We start from the raw sequence: 24,915 nt of genomic DNA on the forward strand, positions 1-24,915 counted from the left end.
CCTAGACGGTCCGCTGGACCTGCATCACCCGGCGCCGGAGCCAAAAGCGCCTGCCGCCGCCCACGTAGAGCTTGCTGCGTTCCAATTCCCACTTGCCGTATTCGGAGTGTTCCACCAGGCGCCGGCGTGCCTCCGGCAGGGAATCATCAGGGCTGACGGTCAGTACGAGGTACTCGTACTGCCGCAGATAATCCCGCTCCCGCTGGACCGAGCTGGTGAGAAATTGTTCCTTCATTTGCTCTCCATTTTCGTCCTTTTCCGGCTAACGTGAAGTCATGAGCATCGATCCGCGTGTCGCGCTTTCGTCCCTGACCACCGCTTTGGAAGAACACCTTATAGCAGCATCGAACCGCCGCGGGGACGGTGACCCCTCTGTGGAGGCAGCCTTCTTCGCCGTTGCCGATGCCTTCGAAGTTTACGAGGACGCGCTCTACGAGGCCTACAACGAGGTCACTCCGTTGCAGGTTTTTGACGACGAGGACGAAGAGGACGAAGAAGCCGACGTGGACGAGGACGAGGACCTGGAAATCGTCGAGGAATAGCAGCGCCGGTCGAATGCGGCCGGCCCTAGAAGGCGGCGGAAACATCCTCCAGGGCCCGTGCAATCTGCGGTGGCAGCGGTGCGGGCTGGACGTCGAGGATCTCCTTCAACTGCACGGGCGTGCGGGCGCCGACAATGGCGGTGGCAACTCCCTGCTGTGACAGCAGCCATGACAGCGAGACATCCTGCGGACTGCGGCCCAGGCCGTTGGCAGCCATGCACACGGCATCCACGATGCGCGACGGCTTCTCCTCGAGGTAAGGCTCCACATAGGCCGCTTCGCTGGCCGACGCCCCGCGCGATCCGCCGGGTATGCCGCCCCGGTACTTCCCGGTGAGGACACCCCGGCCCAGCGGAGCCCAGGCCATCAGGCCCATCCCGGCATCCTCGGCGGCCGGGATCAGTTCCGCCTCCGCTGTTCGCTCAAGGAAGGAATATTCGGCCTGGACAGCCACCAGCGGCACGCTGCTGGTGGCCGCGGCCTTCGCCGCCTGCCAGCCCTTGAAGTTCGAGATTCCGACGTACCGCGCCCGGCCGGTCCGTACGGCAAATTCCAGCGCAGCCAGCGTTTCATCGAGGGGAACGTTGCCGTCCCACGCCTCCGCAAACCAGAGGTCCACATAGTCCGTGCCCAACCTGGCCAGGCTCGCGTCAAGTCCGGTGAGCATGGCATTGCGTGACGTGTCCACCGCACGGCGCCCGTCCGGCGTCGTCATCCCCGCTTTGGTGGAGATGGAAATCTCCGTGCGGGACACCACATCACCCAGGAGCGAGCCAAGGATCACCTCCGAGCCCCCGCCCGCGTAGGACGCCGAGGTATCCACGTGCCGGCCGCCGGCGTCAAGGAAAGTACGCAGCAGCTCCGACGCGTCCTGTTCATCAGTTTCCCCGCCCCAGGACCGGGTGCCCAGGGAGAGGGCTGAGACTCGCAATCCACTGTTCCCCACGTAACGCTGCTGCATAGCAGCAAGCTTACGGGCTGATGCCCTACTGCCATGCCGTAGGGTCTTAGCGTGAACTGGTTTGAAGCGGCCCTGCTGGGCCTAGTGCAGGGACTGACCGAATTTCTACCTATTTCATCGAGCGCACACCTGCGGATCGTGGGGGAATTCCTCCCCAATGCCGAGGACCCGGGCGCGGCCTTTACGGCCATCACCCAGCTCGGCACCGAGACCGCCGTCCTGATCTTTTTCTGGCGCGACATCGTCCGCATCGTCAAAGCCTGGGCAGGATCCCTCAGGGGCAGGGTGCCGCGGCACGATCCTGATGCCCGCATGGGCTGGCTGGTGATCCTGGGCAGCCTGCCCATCATCGTGCTGGGCCTGCTCTTCCAGGACCAGATCGAATCCGTGCTCCGCAGCATGTGGATCGTAGCCACCATGCTGATCGTCTTCGGACTCTTCCTCGCCGTGGCCGACGCCGTGGGCGCCCAGAAACGGGACCTTACCCACCTGACCTACAGACACGGCATCCTCTACGGGCTGGCGCAGGCCCTGGCCCTGATTCCCGGCGTCTCCCGCTCCGGGGGCACCATCACCGCCGGCCTGCTGATGGGCTACACCCGGGAAGCCGCGGCGCGGTACTCATTCCTGCTCGCCATCCCTGCGGTCTTTGGCAGCGGGCTCTACCAGCTGTACAAGGTGGTGACCAAGGAGGGCATCTCCGGCCCGTTCGGCCTGCCGGAAACGGCCCTCGCCACCGTGATCGCGCTGGTGGTGGGCTACGTCATCATCGGCTGGTTCCTGAAGTTCGTGTCCACCCGCAGCTACCGGCTTTTTGTCTGGTACCGGATCTTCCTGGGACTGGCCCTCTACCTCCTCCTCGGTTTCGGCGTCATCAGCGCCTAGGACTAGGCTTGGCTTGTGAAATCCTGGACTTCCCGCCCCGTTCCTGCCCTGCCCGGAAACATGCCCGCCCTGCGGCTGTTCGATACCGCGGCAGGCCGCGAAGTGGCGCTGGAACCGGAAACCAGGCCATCCATGTACGTCTGCGGCATCACGCCCTACGACGCAACACATATGGGCCACGCTGCCAGTTATGTGGCCTTTGACCTGCTGAACCGCGTCTGGCGGGACGCCGGCAGCGAGGTCTCCTACGTCCAGAACGTGACGGATGTGGATGACCCCCTGCTGGAACGGGCCGCGGCAACCGGCGTGGACTGGCGGGACCTTGCCGCCGAACAGGTGGAGCTCTTCCAGACAGACATGGAGGCATTGAATGTGCTGGCGCCGGACCACTATGTGGGCGCGGTCGAGTCCATCGGCCTGATTGTGCCCGAGGTGGAAAGGCTGGTCAGCCTGGGCCTGGCGTACCAGGTTGCCGGCACCAACGGGGAACCCGACGGAGATGTCTATTACGACGTCGAAGCGGCCGGCAAGCAGTCAACGGCACCGGACGCCTGGGCCTTGGGATGTATTTCCCACCTGGGTGAAAGCGCCATGCTGGAGCTTTTCGCCGAACGCGGCGGGGATCCCGGCCGTGCCGGGAAGCGGCAGGCCCTTGATCCGCTGCTGTGGCGGGTGGAACGGCAGGGCGAGCCGAGCTGGGCCGGTGGGAGCCTGGGCGCAGGCAGGCCCGGCTGGCATATCGAATGCACCGTCATCGCGCAAAAGTACCTGCCGTCGCCCTTCACGGTGCAGGGTGGCGGCTCGGACCTGATCTTCCCGCACCACGAGATGGGCGCCGGCCATGCCTACTCCCTGGCCGGGGTGCCGCTTGCCCGGCACTACGCCCATGCAGGCATGGTGGGGCTCGACGGAGAGAAGATGAGCAAGTCCAAGGGCAACCTGGTGCTGGTCTCCAAGCTTCGCGCCGCCGGTGAAGACCCGGCAGCCATCCGCCTGGCAATCCTTGCCCACCACTACCGGTCCGACTGGTCCTGGACGGACGAAGGCTTCAGCGCCGCCAAGGCAGACCTGGCAGTCTGGCGGAAGGCACTCGACCACGCTCCGGAGGGTTCGGGCCAGGCCCTGCTGGCCGAAATGCGTGAGGCACTGGCAGCGGACCTCAACGCGCCGGCAGCGGTTGCCGCTGTCTCGCGCTGGGCACGGTCCGCGAACGACGGCGGTGCTGCCGCCAGCCCCGCCGACCGCGCCCTGATTAAGGACGCGGTGGACGCCCTCCTGGGCATCCGGCTCTAAGGCTTTGGCTCGCGGCAACGGACAGCGCCGCACCAAACAGCTCAGCAGTAAACAGAAGGGGGCCGGGCCAGGATGAACTGCTCCCCGAAAGTTGGACTGAGAAATCAGTTCTGACTTTCGGGGAGCAGTTTTATGCATGGAAGAAGTTCGTTGTCTGAGGAACAGCGCGAGGCCGCGGTGGCGCTGTTTGAGATCGGGTGGGGCTCCAGAGCTGTAGCAACCAGGCTCGGGGTGGGTCGGAAGCCGATCCTCCGGTTGCACGACAGATGGCGCGTTCGTGGAGATACTGCTCTTGTGACCAAACCAGGCAACCGCGTGTATTCATTCGAGCTCAAGCTCAACGCCGTGCAGCGATATATTTCCGGCGAGACCAGGGTCGCACTGGCCAAAGAGCTCGAACTGTCCTCGCCGCATCTGATAGCCGTTTGGGCGATGCAGTTCCGGGCTGAGGGCGAGGAAGGCCTCCGCCCGAAACCTAAAGGCCGCCCAAGGAAGACCCCAGATACCCCTGCGCAGCAGGAACCGGAGCTGCAGCGGCTGCGGCGTGAGAACGAACGCCTGCGTGCAGAGGTTGCCTTCCTGGGAAAAGTAAACGCCTTGAGGGACGGGGAACAGCGCTAAAGGTTCGCGCTGTCATCGCTCTCAAGGCTGAGCACAGGTTGGAAATTCTCCTGGACGTGGCCGGGTTGGCCCGGTCAACGTTCTTCTACCACCAGGCCAAACTTAATGGCCCCGATCCGCGGGCTTCCCTGAAGACCGCTATTACAGAGATCTTCACGAAGAACCATGGCCGCTACGGGCACCGCCGGATCCATATCGAACTGCTCAAGCAAGGCTGGAGGGTCGCAAAGAAGAGCGTGCTGAAGCTGATGCGTTCCCTCCGGCTGGTCTGCAAGGTCCGAAGCAGGAAGCGGTACAACTCGTACCAGGGCGAGCAGGGGATCGTGGCCCCTAACCTGCTGAAACGCCAGTTTGACGCGGACGCCCCAAATCAGAAGTGGGTTACCGATGTGACCGAGTTCAGCGTCGGTGACCGGAAGCTCTACCTCTCACCGATCATGGACCTTTTTGACCGACAGATCATCTCCTATGCCATTGGCACGTCGCCCAATCTAGAGCTGGCCAATGCCTCGCTGCGCGGCGCCTTGGCCACCTTGGAGGACGGGCAGAAGCCACTAGTGCACTCCGACCAGGGATTCCAGTATCAGCACAACTCCTGGCGCACACTCTTGGCGGATGCCGGCGCGGTCCAATCGATGTCCCGCAAAGCCAACTGCTACGACAACGCCGTGATGGAGAACTTCTTTGGACACCTCAAGGAAGAGCTCTTCCACCGCGTCCGTTTCCTCAACACCGACTCCTTGGCTGCGGCGGTGCACGAATACATCCGTTGGTACAACACCGAAAGAATCTCCACCAAACTCAATGGTCTGAGTCCTGCGCAATACCGTGCACACGCCCTTGCGGCTTAATCCGCCGATGAGGATCTAAGTTTTCGAGAGCTGTAAGTTGCTCCAACCGTTAGGCTCAGGCATGGACTTGTCACTGTTGTGGGCCGTACTCGCAGCGCTCCTAGCCATCGTCTGCTTCGTCCTTCTGTACCGAACGACGAAAGTGGATCAAGCTAAGCGCAAAGGTCTTTTCCTACAGGTGTTTGGCCTGATGGCAGTGATGGCAATTTTCATCGTCCTATCGATAGAGCAGTAGCGCGGTTTCGTTCTTCGGAAGGAAAGGAAATAGCGTGGTCGACAGGTTCCAGGACATGCCACCCAAAACGAGGCGCTTGGTCCGAGTAGGTTCCTACTCGGCAACACCCGTCATCTTGCTCGGAGTGGTTTTGAGCATGTTCATTGACTTCCGCTTCGTACTCCTACGGTCGTGCTGGTCGCATCGCGGTCCTCGTGCCCCTCGGTGTAGCTGCTAAAAGGGAGCAGAGAGCGCTATCTGATCAGCCAAGAGAGCAGCAGGAAAAGCCGTAGTCGCATCCCCCTAGGCACGTGCCTACGCCAAGAAGGCTCCGTCCCATGTGGGACGGAGCCTTCTTAGGAAGCCGAACTTTCACAGTTAGAGTAAGTTCCTACAAATCTCAGTCCAACTTTCGGGGACCACTTCAGGATTTCTCCCGGCCCGGCCCCCTTCCCTTTAACGTCTCCGCAACGTCAGGTCCCTTTAGAGTCTCCCCAACGTCAGGGCCGGTCCTGGCCCCGCCGCTTCAGGTAGCGTTCAAATTCGCGGGCAATGGACTCGCCGCTGGCCTCAGGCAGGTCGGCGGTGTCCTTGGCTTCCTCCAGTTGCCGGACATAGGCGGCAATTTCCGGGTCCTCCGTGGCCAGTTCGTCCACGCCACGCTCCCAGGCGTCCGCTTCCTCCGCCAGCTCGTGGGTATCCAGCGGCACCTGCAACAGCTCCTCGATGCGGTGCAGGAGGGCGAGCTGGGCCTTGGGGGAGGGCGCCTGTGCCACATAGTGCGGCACCGCGGCCCACAGCGATACGGTTGGGATTCCGGCCAGCAGCGCCACCTCGGACAGGACTCCCACGATGCCCACAGGGCCTTCGTACTGTGACGCTTCCAGGTTCATCCGTTCCCGAAGTTGGGCATCATCGGACGACGTGCTCACCGGGATGGGGCGGCTGTGCGGAACGTCGGCCAGCAGCGCCCCCACCAGCACCACGTAGTCCACGCTCAGAGCCTCCGCATGCACCAGCAGCTCAGCAGTGTAGGCGCGCCACTTGTAGGACGGCTCGGTCCCCTGCACGAAGATCACATCCACGTTGGAGTTGGGCGCGCTGGCTTTGTAGATGCGGGTGGAGGGCCATTTGATCTTGCGTTCTCCGGCGGCGTTCCTGCGGACGGTGGGCCTGGTGAACTGGAAGTCGTAATACTCATCGGCATCGATGGATGCCACTTTCTTGCCGCCCCACAACTTGTTCAGGTACCGCAGCGAATCGCTGGCCGCTTCTCCGGCGTCGTTCCACCCCTCAAAGGCGGCAAGCATTACGGTTACGCGCTGTCCGTCAGCCACCGGCTGCAGGAACCGTTCCCGCTCGGGTCCGGCACCTTGTTCGGCGGTGTCTCCCTCGAAGCTATTCATTTCTTCACCCTACGTCCAAGGTGGACGCTCGTGCATGGAATGAAGCACCGCAAATCGCCGGTAAACCGCGCATAGGGCACCCGGCCTGCGTCATATTCGCCAAGGGCGTAGCCCACAGGCTCCGCCCAGCCCCGCCCCGTAGACTGGCTGCATGCGATTTCCTGCCGCCGGTTCCCCGCTCAAAGCCGTCCTATGGGACATGGACGGGACCATCGTGGACACAGAGCCATACTGGATTGCCGCCGAGCGTGCCCTGGTGGAAGCCCATGGCGGCACCTGGAGCCATGACCAGGCAATGCAACTGGTGGGCCAGTCACTGACGTTCTCCGCGGGCCTGCTCCAGCAGGCCGGCGTTGAGCTCGAAATCCGCGAGATCATCGATTCCCTGACGGCCCAGGTCATCAGCAGCGTCCAGCAGCAGGTGCCATGGCGCCCGGGCGCCCGTGAACTCCTCGAGGAACTGCACCTCGCCGGCGTGCGCTGCGCCCTGGTCACCATGTCCGAGGGGCCGCTGGCCCGCGAAGTGGTGGCCAGCCTGCCCCGCCCCTACTTTGAAGTCCTTGTGACCGGCGACACCGTCACCCGGGGCAAGCCGCACCCCGAGGCGTACCTGACCGCCGTCGAGCTGCTGCAGGAAACTGATCCTGACCTCGGCATCCACCACTGCGTTGCCCTCGAGGATTCTGTCCCCGGCGTGGCCGCGGCCGTAGCCTCCGGCGTCACCACCGTGGCGGTGCCGCACATCGTTCCACTGCCGGACGACGGCAGTTACGCACTCTGGGACTCCCTGTCCGGCCGCAGCCTGGTGGAGCTCGAAGCCCTGCTTTTGAGGGCGGAGGCAACGGGGCCTGCCGCCACGGCAGCCGGTGGCTCCCGTGGCTGAACCTGACACGCAACGGGGCACGGAACCCGGCACGCCGGCCACCACAGGACGCCGCGAGGGCATCCCGCTGGGACGCATCGCCGGCGTTCCGGTCGTGCTTGCCTATTCGTGGTTCGTGATCGCAGCCTTCACCGTCATCGCCTACGGGCCAGTACTGGCGCGGAACAACCCCATGCTCGGCATGAGCGCCTATCTCGTCGCGTTCGCCTACGCCGTCCTGCTCCTGATCTCTGTGCTGGTACACGAACTCGCCCACGCCCTCACCGCCAAAATCTACGGATGGCCCACGCAAAAGATCGTCCTCAACCTCTGGGGCGGGCACACGCAGTTCGAAAGCTTCACAGCTTCCCCCGGCCGGTCCGTACTGGTGGCGCTGGCCGGACCAGCAGCCAATTTCGTCCTCGCCGGCGGGGCCTGGCTGCTGCTGGGCACCAACAGCCTGGGAAGTGTCGCCGAGATCCTGACCAACATCTTCATGTGGGCCAACTTCCTGATCGCCGTCTTTAACGTCCTGCCGGGCCTGCCGCTGGACGGTGGCCGGCTGGTCGAGTCCATCGTGTGGAAGGCCACCGGCAGCCAGGCGAAAGGAACTGTCGCCGCCGGCTGGGGCGGGCGCATCATCGTCCTGGCGATCGCCTACTGGTTCCTTCTTCGCCCGTACCTCGCCGGCGGCGAGCCGGACTTCAGCCTCCTCATGATTACGATTCTGGTTGGCGGATTCCTGTGGATGGGTGCCTCCGCTTCAATCCAGCAGGGCACGCTGCGGGGTCGGCTCCCGCTGGTGAGTGCAGCGGGATTGTCGACGCCGGCCGTGGGCGTACCTGCCAGTGGCACCGTCAGCGACGCCCTCCGCCTGGCGGCGGCCGGAACAAAGTCAGTGGTGGTATGCGGACCGGACGGCCGGCCGCAGGGCGTGGTGGACCCTGGCGCGCTGGCCTCGGTGCCCGGTGCAGCCGCGGATTCAACCCCGGTCACCGCCATTTCTTTTCCCCTGGCTGCCGGGGCCTACGTTCCCGAGTGGTCCAAAGGGCAAGAGCTGATCCAGTTTCTTTCGCAGCTTGAGGGGCGGCACTATGCAGTGGTGGACCACAATGGCGCAGTGACCGGACTGCTGACCCAGGACGTCGTCCTTGCGGCCATCACCGGAAAGAGGCAGCGCAACGATAAGCACCCGCAGGGGCAGAACCGGTAGAGTTACCTGCCGGTCGTGCATTGCCGCCGTAAAAGCCCCGATATCCCTGGGGACTTTGCCCGCGGCACAAAAGGTTTACAGGAGCGAGGAACATCATGAGCAGCGAAACTGCGGTCAACGACGCCACGGGAGCAGCGCAGGCCGGTGCTCCCGCCGGCGGCTCGCAGCCGGTGGGAGCTGCCCGTCGCCGGGGTCCCTTCCGCGAAGGTGAGCGTGTCCAGCTCACCGACGAACGCGGCCGCATGAATACCATCACGCTTGAACGCGGTGGCGCCTTCCACACCCACCGCGGCTTCCTGAACCACGACGAGATCATCGGCAAGGTGGACGGCTCCGTTGTGGTAAACAACGTTGGCCAGCAGTACCAGACCCTCCGCCCGTTGCTCTCCGACTTCGTGCTGTCCATGCCCCGCGGTGCCGCCGTCGTGTATCCCAAGGACGCAGGGCAGATCGTCACCATGGCGGATATCTTCCCCGGCGCACGTGTGGTGGAGGCCGGCGTGGGCTCCGGCGCCCTGTCCATCTCCCTGCTCCGCGCCGTGGGCGATAACGGCTACCTGCACTCCTTTGAGCGGCGCGAAGAGTTTGCCGACATCGCCCGGGGAAATGTGGAGACCATCTTCGGCGGCCCCCATCCTGCCTGGCAGATCTCCCTCGGCGACTTCCAGGAGGAAGTGGTCAAGGCTGAGGAGCCCGGCTCCGTGGACCGCGTGGTCCTGGACATGCTGGCACCCTGGGAATGCCTCGACGCCGTCGCCACCGTCCTCGCCCCCGGCGGCGTCTGGATCAACTACGTAGCGACCGTCACCCAGCTGTCCCGTACGGCGGAAGCCATCCGCGCCGACGGCCGTTTCACTGAACCCGACGCCTGGGAATCGCTGGTCCGCGGCTGGCACCTGGAAGGACTCGCAGTCCGGCCGGACCACCGCATGGTGGCCCACACCGGATTCCTGTTGGTCACCCGGCGCCTCGCCGACGGCGTCACCGGCATTTCAGTCAAGCGCCGGCCGTCCAAGACCGAATTCAACGAAGAGGACGTCAATGCCTGGACTCCCGGCGCGGTAGGGGAGCGGGCAGTATCTGACAAGAAGCTGCGGCGGGCAGCCCGCGACGCCATCGCGGGAACGAACGTGGTGGACACGCCCGAGGTTACGAACTAGTCCACATTTCGGGAGTCTCCATCCCTACCCGGCATCTTGGGACTAATGTCTTTAAGAGAAGCGCAGGAAGGGGCTGATACATCATGGAGACACCAAACCAGGACTCCGGACGTACACCGGCAGAGCAGTCTGCCGCCAACGACCTCTCGGTTGCTGACCGCCAGGTCAACATACTTCGGGACAAGCTCAGGCACATCGACCGCCAGTTGGCAGCGGCGACGCAGAACAACACCAAGCTGGTCAGCATGCTTGAGACGGCCAAGGCGGAGATCCTCCGGCTGAAAAACGCCCTGGACCAGGAAGGGCAACCGCCGTACAGCTTCGGCACCATCCTCCAGATCAATCCGAAGCGCCAGCCTTCACCGGGCAGCAGCGGCCAGGCTGCCACCGAGGAATCGGTGGATATCTTCAACGCCGGCCGGAAGATGCGGGTGGGCGTCAGCCCCCTGGTGAACATTAACCAGCTGGCGGTAGGCCAGGAGGTACTGCTCAACGAAGCACTCCTGGTAGTTGCAGGACTCGGCTATGAACGCGCCGGCGAGCTTGCCACGCTCAAGGAGATGCTGGGGCGTGACCGTGCGCTGGTGGTGGGCCGGGCCGACGAGGAACGGGTGGTCCGGCTTTCCGGCGCGCTCCAAGCCGAGAAGCTCAGGGTTGGCGATGCCCTTTCCGTGGACTCCCGGACCGGCTATGCACTTGAGAAGGTGCCGCGCTCCGAGGTGGAGAACCTGGTGCTCGAAGAAGTTCCGGACATCACCTACGAGGACATCGGCGGCCTTGGTCCGCAGATCGAGCAGATCCGGGACGCAGTCGAACTGCCGTTCCTGCACCCCGACCTCTACCGTGAACATGGGCTTAAGGCCCCCAAGGGAATCCTGCTGTACGGTCCTCCGGGCTGCGGCAAGACCCTTATCGCCAAGGCCGTTGCCAACTCCCTCGCTGCCCGCGCCGCCGAACGGTCCGGGAACGTGGACCTGAAGAGCTACTTCCTGAACATCAAGGGGCCTGAACTCCTTGACAAGTATGTAGGTGAAACAGAGCGGCACATCCGGCTGATCTTCTCCCGCGCCCGGGAAAAGGCCTCGGACGGCAGCCCCGTCGTGGTGTTCTTCGACGAAATGGACTCCCTGTTCCGCACCCGCGGAACCGGAATCTCTTCCGACGTCGAAACCACCATCGTGCCCCAGCTGCTCAGTGAGATCGACGGCGTGGAACGCCTGGACAACGTCATCGTCATCGGCGCATCCAACCGTGAGGACATGATCGACCCCGCCATCCTCCGCCCAGGCCGGCTTGACGTCAAAGTCAAGATCCAGCGTCCCGACGCGGAAGCCGCGGCAGACATCTTCAACAAATACATCACCACGGACCTGCCGTTCCACGAATCGGATCTCGCTGAACACAACGGGGACATCCAGGCCACGGTTGACGCCATGGTCCAGCGCACGGTTGAAGCCATGTACTCCACGGACAAGTCCAACGAGTTCCTTGAGGTCACCTATGCCAACGGGGACACCGAGATGCTGTACTTCAAGGATTTCAACTCGGGCGCCGTGGTGCAGAACGTGGTGGACCGGGCCAAGAAGTACGCCATCAAGGACCTACTGACCACCCACCAGAAGGGGCTCAGGATCGAGCACCTGCTGCGTGCGGTGGTGGACGAATTCCGCGAACACGAGGACATGCCCAACACCACCAACCCCGACGACTGGGCACGCATCTCCGGCAAGAAGGGCGAACGGATCACCTATATCCGTACCATCGTCCAGGGCAAGGCCGGGCAGGAGCCGGGCAAGTCCATCGAGACGATGCCAACCACAGGGCAGTATCTATGACGGATGCAAGGGGACCTGCCGCCGGGGAATCACTCCCCGTCGGCGGTGCCATGCGGGTGATGGGGGCGGAAACGGAGTACGGCATCCACGCTCCATCCGCTCCCTCGGCCAATGCCACCATGATGAGCGCCCGGGTGGTGCAGGCCTACGCCCAGGTCACCAGGCAACGGGCGGCCGGCGGGGCAGAAACCCGCTGGGACTACACCGACGAAGAGCCCCTGCACGATGCCCGGGGCTGGACCGTGGACCGTGGCGCTGCACACCCCAGCCAGCTGACCGACCAGCCACCGGTGCTTGACGCGGAGGCGGTGGCCCTGGCCTACGGCCGTGAAGAACTCGAGCTGGACGGCCAGGACGAGTCCGGGACCCTGCTGATGAACATGGTCCTGGGCAACGGAGCCCGCTTGTACGTCGACCACGCCCATCCCGAGTACTCAAGCCCTGAGGTCACCAACCCGCGGGACGCGGTGGCGTGGGATGCTGCCGGCGACCTGGTGGGGCTGGCCGCCGTCCGCCGGCTGGCCGCGGACCCCGCCCTCCCGCCGGTCAACCTCTACAAGAACAACACAGACAACAAGTCCGTGTCCTACGGTTCCCACGAAAACTACCTCATGCCGCGGTCTGTCCCTTTCGGCGACATCGTCCGCGGGCTCACACCCTTCTTCGTCAGCCGGCAGGTGGTATGCGGCGCCGGCCGGCTGGGGATAGGACAGGACAGCTCAACGCCCGGCTTCCAGGTCAGCCAGCGGGCCGACTTCTTCGAGGCCGAGGTCGGCCTGGAGACCACCATCCGGCGGCCCATCATCAACACCAGGGACGAGCCTCATTCGACCGCCGATAAGTACCGGCGCCTCCACGTCATCATCGGTGACGCCAATCTCAGCCAGGTGTCCAACTACCTCAAGTTCGGTACCACGGCCATGGTCCTTAGCCTGATTGAGGCAGGGCTGGCTCCCAGAATCGAGGTCTATGAGCCCGTCGCGGCACTCAAAACGGTGAGCCACGATACCTCGCTCACCGCAAAGCTGCGCTTGCTGGACGGACGGCGGGTCACAGCCCTGGACATTCAGTGGATGTACCACGAGGCGGCGGCCAAGCTGGCCCAGGACACCGGCGTGGGCGACGCCCTGGACGGTGACGGGCACACCCATGACGTCCTGGAACGGTGGGCTTCCGTCCTCACCCAGCTGGACAGTGACAGGGCTGCCGCTGCCACTTCCGTGGAGTGGCTGGCGAAACTTACGCTGCTTGAGGGCTACCGGCAGCGCGATGGACTGGAATGGAACGACGCCCGGCTGGGCCTGGTGGATCTCCAGTGGGCCGATATCAGGCCGGAGAAGGGCCTCTACTACCGCCTGTTGTCCAGGAACCGCATGCAGCGCGTGGTGGAGGATGCCGCCATTGCCGCTGCGGTGACAGAGCCCCCCGCCGACACCCGGGCCTTCTTCCGTGGAAAATGCATCAGCAGCTTTGGCAAGGATGTGGTTGGCGCAAGCTGGGATTCGGTGATCTTCGACGTGCCGGGTTACGGACGGCTTCAGCGGGTGCCCACCAGGGAACCCCTAAGGGGAACCAAAGCCCTCACCGGAGCGTTGTTTGAGCGCTACCGGGAAGCGGGACCGTTCCTCGGGGAACTGCTGGGACACAACAGCACTCCGCCTGCGGCATAAACCGCGCCGGAACGCCCGTCCCGTGGCAGGATGGGCATATCGGAGGATCCGCCGGATCCACCGGAGGAAGAAGGAGGGAAACCAATGGCAGGCCAGGAGCAGCAGCAGCCGCAGTCACGTGACAGCCAGGTCGAGGACGACATCCCCGAGGCACCACCGGCACCGCCCGAGGCCCAGGCTTCGGCATCGACCGAAGGCGTGGACGACCTGCTCGACGAAATTGACGGCGTCCTGGAATCCAACGCCGAGGAGTTCGTCCGGGCATTCGTGCAAAAGGGCGGCCAGTAACCCGGACCCGGAAGGTGGCGGAAGCCGCGGACGGCCGGAATCTGTACCGACGTTGAAGTACCACGTTCAAGGAGTGATGAGTGCAGGAATCAACCGCCAACCAGGTAGCCGCCAACGCCACCTCGTCCTTTACCGAGCACCTGCAGCGGGACCGGCCCGAGCTATTGCCCTTTAGCCGGTCCCTCCAGGGTGGCGCGTCCACGGCTGTCCCGGTGCAGGTTCCACACGCCACCACGATCGTTGCCATGAGTTATGGCGGTGGTGTCCTCATGGCGGGCGACAGGCGCGCCACCATGGGCAACATCATTGCCAGCAGGCACATCGAGAAGGTCTTTCCGGCAGACCACTTCTCTGTGCTTGGCATTGCCGGAACAGCCGGCATAGCAATTGACCTGACGCGCCTCTTCCAGGTTGAACTTGAGCACTACGAAAAAATTGAAGGAACCCAGCTCAGCCTCGAAGGCAAGGCCAACCGGCTGGGGGCCATGATCAGGGGCAACCTCCCGATGGCCCTTCAGGGCCTGGCCGTTGTGCCCCTGTTCGCAGGCTTCGACACCAGCGCCGGTGTCGGCCGGCTGTTCTCCTATGACGTCACCGGGGGCAGGTATGAGGAGCACGAACACCACACCGTGGGCTCCGGGTCGGTCTTCGCGCGGGGTGCGCTGAAGAAGCTCTGGCGGCCCAACCTCACCGCAGCCGAAGCGCTGTCTGTGGCCGTGGAGTCCCTGTACGACGCCGCAGACGACGATTCCGCCACCGGCGGACCGGACACCGTCCGGCAGTTGTGGCCTGTGGTCTATACGGTGGACAGAACAGGAGCCCATCGGGTGCCCGAGGCTGACCTCGCGGCTGCTTCGCGCGCCGTGATTGAAGCACGCACCGTCGCCGGACGGGAGGCCTGACATGACCCAGCAGTTCTATGTCTCGCCCGAACAGCTGATGAAGGACCGTGCGGATTTCGCGCGGAAAGGCATCGCCCGCGGCCGGTCGGTTGTGGTCATCAGCTGTGCCGACGGCATCGCGCTCGTCGCCGAGAATCCTTCGCCGTCCCTGCACAAAGTCGGCGAAATCTACGACAAGATCGCCTTCGCCGCGGTTGGCAAGTACAACGAATTCGAAAGCCTCCGCCAGGCGGGCGTCCGCTATGCAGACGTCCGCGGGTACTCCTACGACCGCGAGGACGTCACCGCCCGCGGCCTGGCAAGCGTCTACGCGCAAAGCCTGGGGGCTGTCTTCACCGCCGAGCAAAAACCGTTCGAGGTGGAACTGGCGGTAGCCGAAGTGGGCCCCACCCAGGCCGATGACCACCTGTACCGGCTGACTTTTGACGGCTCGATCGCCGATGAGCACAGTTTCGTCGTCATGGGCGGCCAGGCAGAAAAAGTGTCTTCAGCCATCGAGGCTGGTTGGCAAGCATCCCTGGGCTTCGCTGACGCTGTCCGGCTGGCTTTGAAGGGACTTACCCCTGCCCAGGAGGGAGAGCAGCCGGCAGCACCGTTGCCGCCGGGCGCACTCGAAGTGGCAGTCCTGGACAGGCTTTCCGAAAACTCACGCGGCACCCGGCGTGCCTTCCGCAGGCTGAACGACGCGGACATCACAGCACTGCTGGCCTAGGAGGACGACATGGACAAGAGAATCTTCGGCATCGAGACCGAGTTCGGGATCTCTTACTCGAGCCCCGATTCGAGGCCGCTTGCCCCGGAAGAGGTGGCCCGGTACCTCTTCCGCAAGGTGGTCAGCTGGGGGCGCTCGTCCAACGTGTTCCTTACCAATGGTTCGCGGCTGTACCTCGATGTTGGGTCCCACCCCGAATACGCCACCGCCGAATGCGACGACCTCGCACAGCTGATCGCCCACGACCGTGCGGGTGAGCTCATCCTGGATGACCTGGTGGATGAGGCCCAGGCACGGCTGGCCGCCGAAGGCTTCAATGGCACCGTTTACCTTTTCAAGAACAACACCGACTCCGCCGGCAATTCGTACGGCAGCCACGAGAACTACCTGATTCCCCGCCGTGGGGAATTTTCCCGCCTGGCCGAAATCCTCATTCCGTTCCTGGTCACCCGCCAGCTCATCGCCGGCGCCGGGAAGATCCTGAAGACCCCGCATGGGGCCACCTATGCGTTCTCCCAGCGCGCCGACCACATTTGGGAGGGAGTGTCCTCCGCGACTACACGGTCACGGCCGATCATCAACACGAGGGACGAGCCGCACGCGGACGCGGAGTTCTACCGCCGGCTTCACGTCATTGTGGGCGATTCGAACATGTCAGAGGCCACTGCCCTGATGAAGGTCGGCACCGTGGACCTGGTCCTGCGGATGATCGAAGCGGGCGTGATCATGCGCGACATGAGGATGGAGAACCCCATCCGAAGTATCCGCGAAATCTCCCATGACCTCAGTGGCCGGGCACTGGTCCGCCTTGCCAACGGACGCCAGCTCACTGCCCTGGAAATCCAGCAGGAGTACCTGACCAAGGTCACGGCCTTCGTCCAGGAGCACGGCGCGCACAACCCGCATGTACCGCTGATCCTCGATCTGTGGGAGCGGACTCTGCACGCGATTGAATCCGGTGACACCAAGGGGATTGACACCGAGATCGACTGGGCCATCAAGAAGAAGCTGATGGACAACTACCGCGAACGCCACGGCCTGGGCCTGGACGCGCCCCGCATTGCCCAGCTCGATCTCACGTACCACGACATTTCCCGCAGCCGTGGGCTGTTCTACCTGCTGCAGTCACGTGGGGCCGTGCGCCGGATTGTCGATGACACCGTCATCAAGGGAGCCGTGGACGCACCGCCGCAAACCACCCGCGCCAAGCTGCGCGGCGACTTTGTCCGCCGTGCACAGGAACTGGGCCGTGACTACACGGTGGACTGGGTGCACCTGAAACTGAATGACCGCGCCCACCAGACGATTCTGTGCAAGGATCCCTTCCGCAGCGTCGATGAGCGCGTTGATGCGCTTCTGGACTCTATGGGCTGACGTCCAGCTTCAGGGTCTATTCTGGATAAGGTCCTTTTAACGGGACCTCTGCACGATGCTCTCCGCTGCCATGCGGAAATGTCGTATCCACCCTGCCCCGACGAAAGTTTTCCTACGTGCGCCGACTACTAGCAATCCTCCTTCCCGGCCTGCTGCTCCTGACTGCCTGCGGAGGCAACGCCTCCCAGCCCGAGCCCAGCAGCCAGTCCGCCGGGGAGACTGCAAAGTTCGACTCCCTCAAGCTGACCGACAACGGGGACAAGAAGGCCCCTGGCGTGGACTTCGACAAGCCTCTGACTGTGACCGAGCCAACCATCAAAGTGGTGTCCGAAGGCAGCGGCGACGCCGTGAAGGCGAACCAGATTGCCAAGGTCTCCATCCTGGCGCTGAACGGCACGGACGGTTCCCAGCTTGAGGATACGTTCGCCAACGAGCCTGAGAGCCTTGAGCTGAATGATGAGCTCAAGACCAGCAGCGCAGTCATTTACAACGCTTTCGTGGGCGCAAAGGTCGGGTCCAGCCTGGCGCTGGCCGTCCCCGGCCAGCAGAGTGCAGCATCGACGAACCCCAGCCCGTCTGACGGCGCCAGCCCCAGCCCGGGCGCCGCAGCAGCGCCCAGCCAGCTGCTGATCATCAAGGTTCTTTCCGCTGCCGACCCCGCCCCGGTGCTGGACAAGCCCCAGGGTGAAACCGTAACGCCGCCCGCCGGGCTGCCGACGGTCACGGAAAAGGACGGCATCCCGGAAATCAACGTTGCGGGTGCCGCGGCCCCCACGTCCCTCGTGTCGCAGGACCTGATCAAGGGCACGGGCGCCACCGTCAAGGAGTCCGACACCCTGACCGTGAACTACGTGGGCGTCAACCTCGCTGACGGCACCAAGTTCGATTCCAGCTTCGACCGCGGCCAGCCCGCCACCTTCCCGCTGACGGGCGTCATCAAGGGCTGGACCCAGGGCCTCGCCGGCAAGACTGTCGGCTCCCGTGTCCTGCTGGTCATCCCCAAGGACCTGGCCTACGGCGACGCCGGCCAGGGCCAGGCAAAGGGCGACCTGGTCTTCGTAGTGGACATCCTCGGGGTCAAGTAGCAAGACTTACAAGGACGCCGCGTCCCTCGCGGCACCCATCACACCCACGCATAGGAGCAAGCATGTCTTTTGGACAGCGGGAATTTGACCGCCAGAAGCCCGAGATTGATTTCCCGGAAGGCGCCGTCCCCACGGAACTCGTCATCACAGACCTCATCGAGGGTGACGGCCGGGAGGCCCAGGCAGGGGACACCGTCTCCACCCACTACGTCGGGGTTGCCTGGTCCACCGGCGAGGAATTCGACGCCTCCTGGGGCCGCGGCGCACCGCTGGACTTCCGCGTCGGCGTCGGGCAGGTCATCCAGGGCTGGGACCAGGGCCTGCTGGGCATGAAGGTCGGCGGCCGCCGCCGCCTTGAGATCCCCTCCGAGCTGGCGTACGGCTCGCGCGGTGCAGGTGGCGCGATTGGCCCCAACGAAGCACTGATCTTCGTCGTGGACCTCGTGGCCGTCCGCTGATTGAACGGGCAGCGCGGCAGTACTGGAGGATATTCCTCCCATACTGCCGCGCTTTCTGCGTTCCCCGGGGGAGTTTAGTAACGTAACGAACGTGTCCCTATCCCGTACTGAACGACTCCTCAACCTGCTGATTGCCTTGCTCAACACCCGCTACGGGCTGCACCGCAGCGAACTGCGCGAAAAGGTCTACCACGACACCTCCGGCAACGACGTCGCATTCGGACGGATGTTCGAGCGGGACAAGAATGACCTGCGGGCGATGGGTTTCGACGTCGAGACGCTGACGGACATGGGCTGGAGTGAGGACGACCCCGCCACCACCAGGTACCGGATCGGCAAGGAGTCCAACCGGCTCCCGGATGTCCAGCTGGGGCCCGAGGAATGGACCGTCCTCCTGCTGGCCTCCCAGTTGTGGGAGCGTGCGGCGCTGGGAACCGCCGCGCAAAGCGCCCTCCGCAAGCTTCAGGCTTCCGGCAGGATGGCCGAGGTTGAACTGCCGGCCGGGGTCCAGCCACGGATCAAACCCGCAGGGCAGGCGTTCGATGACATCGTGGCCGCCATGCACGCCCGGCATCCCGTCACATTCACGTATCTCGCGGGCACCACCGGTAAAGAGGAAGAACGCACTGTGGAGCCGTGGGGCCTGGGCAGCCGGTTCGGCCAGTGGTACCTCATGGGCTACGACCGGGCACGGAAGGCGCCCAGGCACTTTCGGCTGTCGCGCTTCACCAGCGCCGTGACCACCTTGGCAAGGGAGCAGTACACACCCCCCGTCGACTTCAATATCCGTGCTGAGCTTGACCGGCTGCCTGAACTGCCGCTGCGCACCGCCGTCGTGGACGTCAGGGAGGGGCACCTGCTGGCCCTGCGCCGCCGTGCCGTCCAGGGCGCCCTGGAGCAGGTACCAGGACAACCCCCTGAGGGCTACGACCGGCTCTTCGTGGAGTACCGGGACCCGGAGGTCCTTGCCGAAGAACTGGCTTCCTACGGACCTGATGCCCAGGTACAGGAACCGGCCGGGCTGGCCGCTGCCGTGCGGCGCAGGCTGCAGGCCGCAGCCGTGTTCAGCGACGCACCTGTTCCCGCCTACACCTTTGCCGATATCCGCTCCCGGGCCGCCCGTAAGGGGACGTCGGAGGACCAGCTCAAGCGCATGCTGCAGCTGGTGCCGTTCCTGGTCCATAACCAGGGCCTGCACATCCAGGACGTGGCACAGCACTTCGGTGTCACCCGGGAGGAGCTCGAGGCAGACCTGCGGATCCTCATCTGCTCAGGGCTGCCGGAGGGTTATCCTGACGACCTGCTCGATATCCAATGGGAAAACGACCACGTCTTCATTACCCAGGACCTTGACCTGAAGAAGCCGGTCCGGTTTACCGTGGCGGAGGCATGCGCGCTGCTGACGGGTCTTGAAACCCTCAACGGCCTGCCGGACCTTCCCGGCGGCGGTGCCCTGGAATCTGTCACGTTGAAGCTCCTGGCTGCCGCAGGCGAGGAGGGACTGCAGGCTGCCTCCATCGCCGGGCCGCAGGTTGCACCGGCGGACGCCGGAACCCATGCCACGGTGCGCCAGGCCATCGAATCCCGCTCCCAGCTCCACCTGACCTACCTGTCACCCCAGCGGGACGCCGTGACAGAGCGCGACGTTGACCCACTGCGGCTGTATTCCCTGGACAACACCTGGTACCTCGAAGCCTGGTGCCACCTGGTGGACGGGCTGCGCAATTTCCGTTTGGACCGGATACAGGACGTGCACCCCACCGGCGAACCCGCCGCCCCGCATGGGCCTCCGGAGGGCGGCGTCCCGGCCAAGCTGTTCACCGCGAACGACGACGACACCATGGTCACCGTCCAGCTCACCCGGCAGGGGAGGGGGCTGGCGGAGGACTACTACGCGGAGCGCACCGCGGAGTTGCCCGACGGCGGCCTGGTGGCCGAAATCAGGTTCGGCAACACTGCCTGGCTGCCGATGTTCGTGGCCCAGCATGGCGGTTCAGCCCGGATTTTGGCCCCGGCGGATCTCGCTTCCGTCGCGCGCGACTGGCTCGCGGCCTCGCTGGCCAGCTACGACCGATAGACTTCTCAGCATGCCTTGGTGGTCCTGGATTCTCATATGGGTGGCGCTGGTCGCAGTAGCCCTGCTGTTCTATGTCCTGCTGGGCATCCGACTTTTCCGCCAGTTCATGGCCACGATGAAGGATCTCGGTGCCGCAGGCGAAAAGCTGGGACACCTGAACCCCATTGATCTGCCGGAGGAATCTGCAGATCCGGCCCGGGCTCTGCCAGGCTCAGCCGTTTTTGCCTCACCCGCTGTCATGCGACATGATTACGAGGCATCCAAATGGGCCCGGCGCGAGGAACGCCGCCGCCGGCGGGTGCAGCGTAAAAAGGACCGGGGCCAGCCGCAGGCGCTCGGAGATCTCGACTTCACATAGAAGTAGGATGTACGTAGAGGAAAGGATTTCCCGTGGGAAGACTCTTTGATGGCCCCTGGCCCATCGTAATCATCATCGTTGTTGCTTTGTTGCTCTTCGCCGCCCCGAAGCTTCCGGCCATGGCCCGCAGCCTGGGACAGTCAATGCGGATCATCAAGTCCGAGGTCAAGGAAATGAAGAACGACGGCAAAGCCGACTCCACCGAGGCAAATGGTCCGGTGGAAGGCACCATCGTGAACCACCCCAAGGCGAAGCCCGGTGAGCCGACAGACGGCACTGACGTTCCGCCGTCGACCCGCGCCTGACCTCCCGTGGCACTGTCGCGGGCCCGTAAAGCCAACCCCGAAGGGCGGATGTCGCTTTGGGAGCACCTCAACGAGCTGAAGAACCGGCTGATTAAGTCGGCCATCGGCGTCGTCATTGGCGGCATTGGGGGCTGGATACTTTACGATCCGCTGCTGAAGGCCCTGGCTGAACCGGTCAACCGCATCTCCAATGAGACCGGCGGCCTCGCGGCCATCAACTTCGGGACCATCGCGTCGCCCTTCGACTTCAAGCTCCAGATGTCGCTACTGATCGGGGCGGTCATTTCCAGCCCCATCTGGATCTACCAGCTCTGGGCCTTCATCACCCCTGGGCTGACGTCCAAGGAACGCCGCTACACCCTCGGCTACATGGCGGCCGCCATTCCGCTGTTCCTGGCAGGAATCTGGGTGGGCTGGCTTGTGGTGCCGCAGGTGGTCCACGCGCTGACCCAGTTCACCCCGGCGGGCTCCTCCAGCGTCATCGACGCCCGGACCTACATCGAGTTCGTCACCCGGATGGTGCTCATGCTGGGCCTGGCCTTCCTGGTCCCCGTGGTGCTGGTGGGCGTCAACATGGCCGGAATCGTCTCCGGCCACACCATCCTCAAGGCCTGGCGCATCACCGTCTTCCTGGTCTTCGTCCTGGCCGCCATTGCCGCGCCGGGCGCGGACGCGATTTCGATGTTCATGCTGGCCGGACCGCTGCTTGCACTGTTCTTCGCGGCCATCGGCATCTGCATCATGAACGACAAGCGCCGCGAACGCCGCCAGGCGCGGCAGGTTGAGGAAACCGAGGCCACCGCCGATGTCGCAACCCCAAGCAGCGAACTGAAGAAGCTCTAGCCTGCCGTTAGGCTTGGGGTATGTCCTCCACCACCGGACCCTTCTCCGCCGGCCCCATCGATCCTGAAGAAATGTCGCCGGCCGAGAGATACCGTGCCAGCGCTGAACGCCGGGCCGAGGCCGCCACCTACCTTGGCGCGTTCATCCGGACCCTGGACTTCGAGCTTGACGACTTTCAACGGCAGGCATGCCGCTCCCTGCAGGAAGGCAGGGGAGTCCTGGTGGCTGCCCCCACCGGCGCCGGCAAGACCATCGTGGGGGAGTTCGCCATCTACCTCGCGCTGCAGCGGGGCCTGAAGGCCTTCTACACCACGCCCATCAAGGCGCTCAGCAACCAGAAATTCAGTGAACTCGCCGAAAAATACGGCGTAGACAATGTGGGGCTCCTCACCGGGGACACCAGCATCAACGGTGATGCGCAGGTGGTGGTCATGACCACCGAGGTCCTCCGGAACATGCTTTACGCGGACTCGGCCACGCTCGGCGACCTTGGCTACGTAGTCATGGACGAGGTCCACTACCTCGCCGACCGGTTCCGCGGGGCCGTCTGGGAGGAAGTCATCATCCACCTGCCCAGCGAGGTCCAGGTGGCGTCACTGAGTGCGACCGTTTCCAATGCCGAGGAATTCGGCGCCTGGCTGGACACCGTTCGTGGTGACACCGACATCATCGTTTCCGAGCACCGCCCGGTTCCGTTGTGGCAGCACGTCATGGTGGGTCGGCGGATCATGGACCTGTTTGCCGGGGAGACCACTTTCGACGAAATCGCCCCGCCCGTTGAGGAAGACGAGCAGCAGCCGGCCGCGTCCGGCAAGTCCCGCGACGCCGGCAAGGGGCGCGGTTTCGACGTCAACCCGGACCTGCTGACGGTGGCCCAGAGCGAGAGCCGGCAGAGCTTCCGCAGCAGGCCGGGGCCCGGGGGAAGGGGCCAGCGCGGCCGGCGCGGAAACGACCGCCCGGTCCGTGCTGCAGAGCCGATGGGGGTGCGCCCCGCCAGCCGCCCCCAGGTGATCGCCAGCCTGGACCGGATGGACCTGCTGCCGGCCATCACCTTCATCTTTTCCCGCGCCGGTTGTGAGGCGGCCGTCGCCCAGTGCGTTGCGTCCGGGCTCTGGCTCACCACCGAGAAAGAGCAGCGGATCATTGCCCAGCGCGTTGACGAGGCGGGGCAGGACATCCCGCCGGACGACCTTGACGTCCTGGGCTTTTGGACCTGGCGGGACGGGCTGCTTCGAGGCTTCGCCGCCCACCACGCCGGCATGCTGCCCACCTTCAAGGAGGTCGTTGAGAAACTGTTCGTTGATGGCCTGGTCAAGGCTGTCTTCGCCACGGAGACCCTCGCCCTGGGCGTCAACATGCCTGCCCGCTCGGTGGTGCTGGAAAAGCTGGACAAGTTCAATGGCGAAGCCCATGTGGACATCACCGCGGGTGAGTACACCCAGCTGACCGGCCGCGCAGGCCGGCGCGGCATCGACATTGAAGGCCACGCCGTAGTGCTGTGGCAGCCGGGAACGGATCCGACGGCGGTGGCCGGGCTGGCATCGCGGCGCACCTACCCGCTGAACTCCAGTTTCCGGCCCACCTACAACATGAGCATCAACCTGCTGGCGCAGTTTGGCCGGGCCAGGGCACGGGAGATCCTGGAGTCATCCTTTGCCCAGTTCCAGGCGGACCGGTCCGTGGTGGGCCTGGCCCGCCAGGTGCGGAGCCGTGAGGAATCCCTTGCCGGCTACGCAAAATCGATGACCTGCCACCTGGGCGACTTCACGGAGTACGCCCGGTTGCGCAGGGAATTGTCCGACGCCGAGAACGCCACTTCCCGTACCAAGTCCCGCGTCCGGAAATCCCTTTGCGACGACTCCCTGGCGCGCCTCCTGCCCGGCGATGTGGTCGACGTTCCCGGCGGCCGCGCCCCCGGGCCCGCCGTCGTCCTTAGCTCGGACCACACCAGCCGCGAACCCCGGCCGGCCGTGCTGACGCTGGACAACCAGTTGCGCAGGATCGGCGCCGACGACCTCGAAGGTCCCATCGCGCCGGTTACCAGGATCCGCATCCCCAAATCCTTCAACGCCAAGGTGCCCAAGTCGCGCCGGGACCTCGCGTCCTCTGTCCGGAACGCCCTGCGGGAAAACCGTCCGCCCGCCCCGGGCCAGAACCGCAACCACGACTTCGGCCGCGGCGCCGCCCTGCCCAACCAGGAAAAGCGCATAGCGGAGCTGCGCCGGGCCCTGAAGGCCCACCCCTGCCATGGGTGCAGTGAACGGGAAGACCACGCCCGTTGGTCGGAGCGCTGGTGGAAGCTGCGGCGCGAAACGGACGGCCTGGTCCGCCAGATCCAAGGCCGGACCAACACCATCGCCAAGACCTTCGACCGGGTCTGCGATGTGCTGTCCGCTTACGGCTACCTCGAAGATGCCGGAGACGGCAGGCTTAACATCAGCCCTGACGGCCAGCGGCTCCGCAGGATCTACGGCGAGAAGGACCTGTTGATCTCCCAGTCGCTGCGGCTGGGCGCGTTCAATGACCTCGACGCCGCCGAAGTTGCTGCACTGGCCAGCGTGCTGGTCTACCAGGCCAAACGCGAAGACCGGGGCCTGCGGCCGCGCATGCCCAGCGTCTCGCTGGAGACCTCCGTGGACATTGTGGTCAAGGAATGGTCCGTCCTTGAGGACGTGGAAGAGGAGAACAAGCTTCCCCTGACCGGCGAACCTGAACTGGGACTTATGTGGCCGCTGTATAAATGGGCCCGCGGCCGCCACCTGCAGGATGTCCTCAGCGGCACCGATCTTGCCGCCGGCGACTTTGTCCGCTGGGTGAAGCAGGTTGTGGACCTTCTGGACCAGCTTGCCAAAATCCCCGGCCTCGACCCGCGGCTGGCACGGCTGTGCGCCGAAGCGATCAACCTCATCCGCCGCGGTGTCGTGGCGTATTCATCCGTTCTCTAGCCCCGTTGTCCAACGCCGGCTGCTGCCGGTGCGCCCCCACCCAGGAGACTGCCCC

At 64.5% G+C, this 24,915-nt stretch carries 24 protein-coding genes; 21 read left to right on the forward strand and 3 right to left on the reverse strand.

Annotation, left to right across the window (positions count from 1 at the left end):
* Position 1 precedes the first annotated feature (1 nt).
* Positions 2-235, reverse strand: coding sequence for a DUF5703 family protein (locus FBY33_RS15100; RefSeq protein WP_018771130.1), 234 nt, complete (start codon positions 233-235; stop codon positions 2-4).
* A gap of 40 nt (positions 236-275) precedes the next feature.
* Between FBY33_RS15100 and FBY33_RS15105 the strand changes: the two genes are divergently transcribed.
* On the forward strand, positions 276-542 hold the full coding sequence (locus FBY33_RS15105) for a hypothetical protein (RefSeq protein ID WP_018771129.1): 267 nt from the start codon (positions 276-278) through the stop codon (positions 540-542).
* Between the two features lie 25 nt (positions 543-567).
* Here FBY33_RS15105 and FBY33_RS15110 read toward each other — a convergent pair whose 3' ends face one another.
* Positions 568-1,503, reverse strand: a complete 936-nt coding sequence (locus tag FBY33_RS15110; RefSeq protein WP_142031256.1) for an aldo/keto reductase — start codon at positions 1,501-1,503, stop codon at positions 568-570.
* 51 nt (positions 1,504-1,554) lie between these two features.
* On the opposite strand from FBY33_RS15110, the gene FBY33_RS15115 reads away from it, so the two are divergent.
* From FBY33_RS15115 to FBY33_RS15125, 4 genes are all read left to right on the forward strand, one after another.
* A complete protein-coding gene (locus FBY33_RS15115) occupies positions 1,555-2,388 on the forward strand; it encodes an undecaprenyl-diphosphate phosphatase (protein WP_142031257.1) in 834 nt (277 codons plus the stop codon).
* A gap of 15 nt (positions 2,389-2,403) precedes the next feature.
* Positions 2,404-3,681: a cysteine--1-D-myo-inosityl 2-amino-2-deoxy-alpha-D-glucopyranoside ligase gene (mshC, locus tag FBY33_RS15120; protein ID WP_142031258.1), complete on the forward strand. Its 1,278-nt coding sequence runs from the start codon at positions 2,404-2,406 to the stop codon at positions 3,679-3,681.
* 294 nt (positions 3,682-3,975) lie between these two features.
* A complete protein-coding gene (locus FBY33_RS20750; RefSeq protein ID WP_235010312.1) occupies positions 3,976-4,302 on the forward strand; it encodes a helix-turn-helix domain-containing protein in 327 nt (108 codons plus the stop codon).
* A gap of 38 nt (positions 4,303-4,340) precedes the next feature.
* Positions 4,341-5,153, forward strand: a complete 813-nt coding sequence (locus tag FBY33_RS15125; protein ID WP_235010310.1) for an IS3 family transposase — start codon at positions 4,341-4,343, stop codon at positions 5,151-5,153.
* Positions 5,154-5,867: 714 nt separating this feature from the next.
* On the opposite strand, the gene FBY33_RS15130 is transcribed toward FBY33_RS15125, so the two are convergent.
* Entirely contained in the window at positions 5,868-6,773 is a 906-nt protein-coding gene (locus FBY33_RS15130) for a PAC2 family protein (protein WP_142031259.1), read from the reverse strand.
* Between the two features lie 199 nt (positions 6,774-6,972).
* Between FBY33_RS15130 and FBY33_RS15135 the strand changes: the two genes are divergently transcribed.
* The 16 genes from FBY33_RS15135 (at position 6,973) to FBY33_RS15210 (ending at position 24,860) form a co-directional block, all read left to right on the forward strand.
* On the forward strand, positions 6,973-7,656 hold the full coding sequence (locus tag FBY33_RS15135) for an HAD family hydrolase (RefSeq protein ID WP_235010661.1): 684 nt from the start codon (positions 6,973-6,975) through the stop codon (positions 7,654-7,656).
* Positions 7,649-8,848, forward strand: a complete 1,200-nt coding sequence (locus FBY33_RS15140) for a site-2 protease family protein (protein WP_142031261.1) — start codon at positions 7,649-7,651, stop codon at positions 8,846-8,848. Before FBY33_RS15135 ends, FBY33_RS15140 begins: the two co-directional genes overlap by 8 nt.
* Positions 8,849-8,943: 95 nt before the next feature.
* Complete coding sequence (locus tag FBY33_RS15145; protein WP_142031262.1) at positions 8,944-10,008, forward strand: tRNA (adenine-N1)-methyltransferase; 1,065 nt, start codon at positions 8,944-8,946, stop codon at positions 10,006-10,008.
* 83 nt (positions 10,009-10,091) lie between these two features.
* Positions 10,092-11,843, forward strand: coding sequence for a proteasome ATPase (gene arc, locus FBY33_RS15150; RefSeq protein ID WP_142031263.1), 1,752 nt, complete (start codon positions 10,092-10,094; stop codon positions 11,841-11,843).
* On the forward strand, positions 11,840-13,513 hold the full coding sequence (gene dop, locus FBY33_RS15155; RefSeq protein WP_142031264.1) for a depupylase/deamidase Dop: 1,674 nt from the start codon (positions 11,840-11,842) through the stop codon (positions 13,511-13,513). The genes arc and dop overlap by 4 nt, the downstream gene beginning before the upstream one ends.
* Positions 13,514-13,597: 84 nt before the next feature.
* The gene (locus FBY33_RS15160; protein WP_018761343.1) at positions 13,598-13,801 is read left to right on the forward strand and encodes a ubiquitin-like protein Pup; all 204 of its coding nucleotides are present in this window, start codon (positions 13,598-13,600) and stop codon (positions 13,799-13,801) included.
* A gap of 80 nt (positions 13,802-13,881) precedes the next feature.
* Positions 13,882-14,703, forward strand: a complete 822-nt coding sequence (gene prcB / locus FBY33_RS15165; RefSeq protein WP_142031265.1) for a proteasome subunit beta — start codon at positions 13,882-13,884, stop codon at positions 14,701-14,703.
* A 1-nt stretch (position 14,704) separates the two neighbouring features.
* A complete protein-coding gene (gene prcA, locus FBY33_RS15170) occupies positions 14,705-15,415 on the forward strand; it encodes a proteasome subunit alpha (protein WP_142031266.1) in 711 nt (236 codons plus the stop codon).
* 9 nt (positions 15,416-15,424) lie between these two features.
* Entirely contained in the window at positions 15,425-16,789 is a 1,365-nt protein-coding gene (gene pafA / locus FBY33_RS15175) for a Pup--protein ligase (RefSeq protein WP_142031267.1), read from the forward strand.
* 116 nt (positions 16,790-16,905) lie between these two features.
* Positions 16,906-17,874 (forward strand): FKBP-type peptidyl-prolyl cis-trans isomerase, encoded by a 969-nt coding sequence (locus FBY33_RS15180; protein ID WP_142031268.1) that lies wholly within the window; start codon positions 16,906-16,908, stop codon positions 17,872-17,874.
* A 62-nt stretch (positions 17,875-17,936) separates the two neighbouring features.
* Positions 17,937-18,332, forward strand: coding sequence for an FKBP-type peptidyl-prolyl cis-trans isomerase (locus FBY33_RS15185; protein WP_142031269.1), 396 nt, complete (start codon positions 17,937-17,939; stop codon positions 18,330-18,332).
* Between the two features lie 91 nt (positions 18,333-18,423).
* Positions 18,424-20,409 carry a helix-turn-helix transcriptional regulator gene (locus FBY33_RS15190; RefSeq protein ID WP_142031270.1) on the forward strand — a complete coding sequence of 662 codons (1,986 nt, stop codon included), beginning with the start codon at positions 18,424-18,426 and terminating at the stop codon, positions 20,407-20,409.
* Between the two features lie 10 nt (positions 20,410-20,419).
* Entirely contained in the window at positions 20,420-20,767 is a 348-nt protein-coding gene (locus FBY33_RS15195) for a hypothetical protein (RefSeq protein ID WP_142031271.1), read from the forward strand.
* Between the two features lie 32 nt (positions 20,768-20,799).
* On the forward strand, positions 20,800-21,072 hold the full coding sequence (gene tatA, locus FBY33_RS15200) for a Sec-independent protein translocase subunit TatA (RefSeq protein ID WP_056333928.1): 273 nt from the start codon (positions 20,800-20,802) through the stop codon (positions 21,070-21,072).
* A 48-nt stretch (positions 21,073-21,120) separates the two neighbouring features.
* Positions 21,121-21,915: a twin-arginine translocase subunit TatC gene (gene tatC, locus FBY33_RS15205; RefSeq protein WP_142032920.1), complete on the forward strand. Its 795-nt coding sequence runs from the start codon at positions 21,121-21,123 to the stop codon at positions 21,913-21,915.
* A gap of 20 nt (positions 21,916-21,935) precedes the next feature.
* Complete coding sequence (locus FBY33_RS15210; protein ID WP_142031272.1) at positions 21,936-24,860, forward strand: DEAD/DEAH box helicase; 2,925 nt, start codon at positions 21,936-21,938, stop codon at positions 24,858-24,860.
* Positions 24,861-24,915 lie beyond the last annotated feature (55 nt).

The organism is Arthrobacter sp. SLBN-112, assembly GCF_006715225.1.
Lineage (GTDB): Bacteria > Actinomycetota > Actinomycetes > Actinomycetales > Micrococcaceae > Arthrobacter.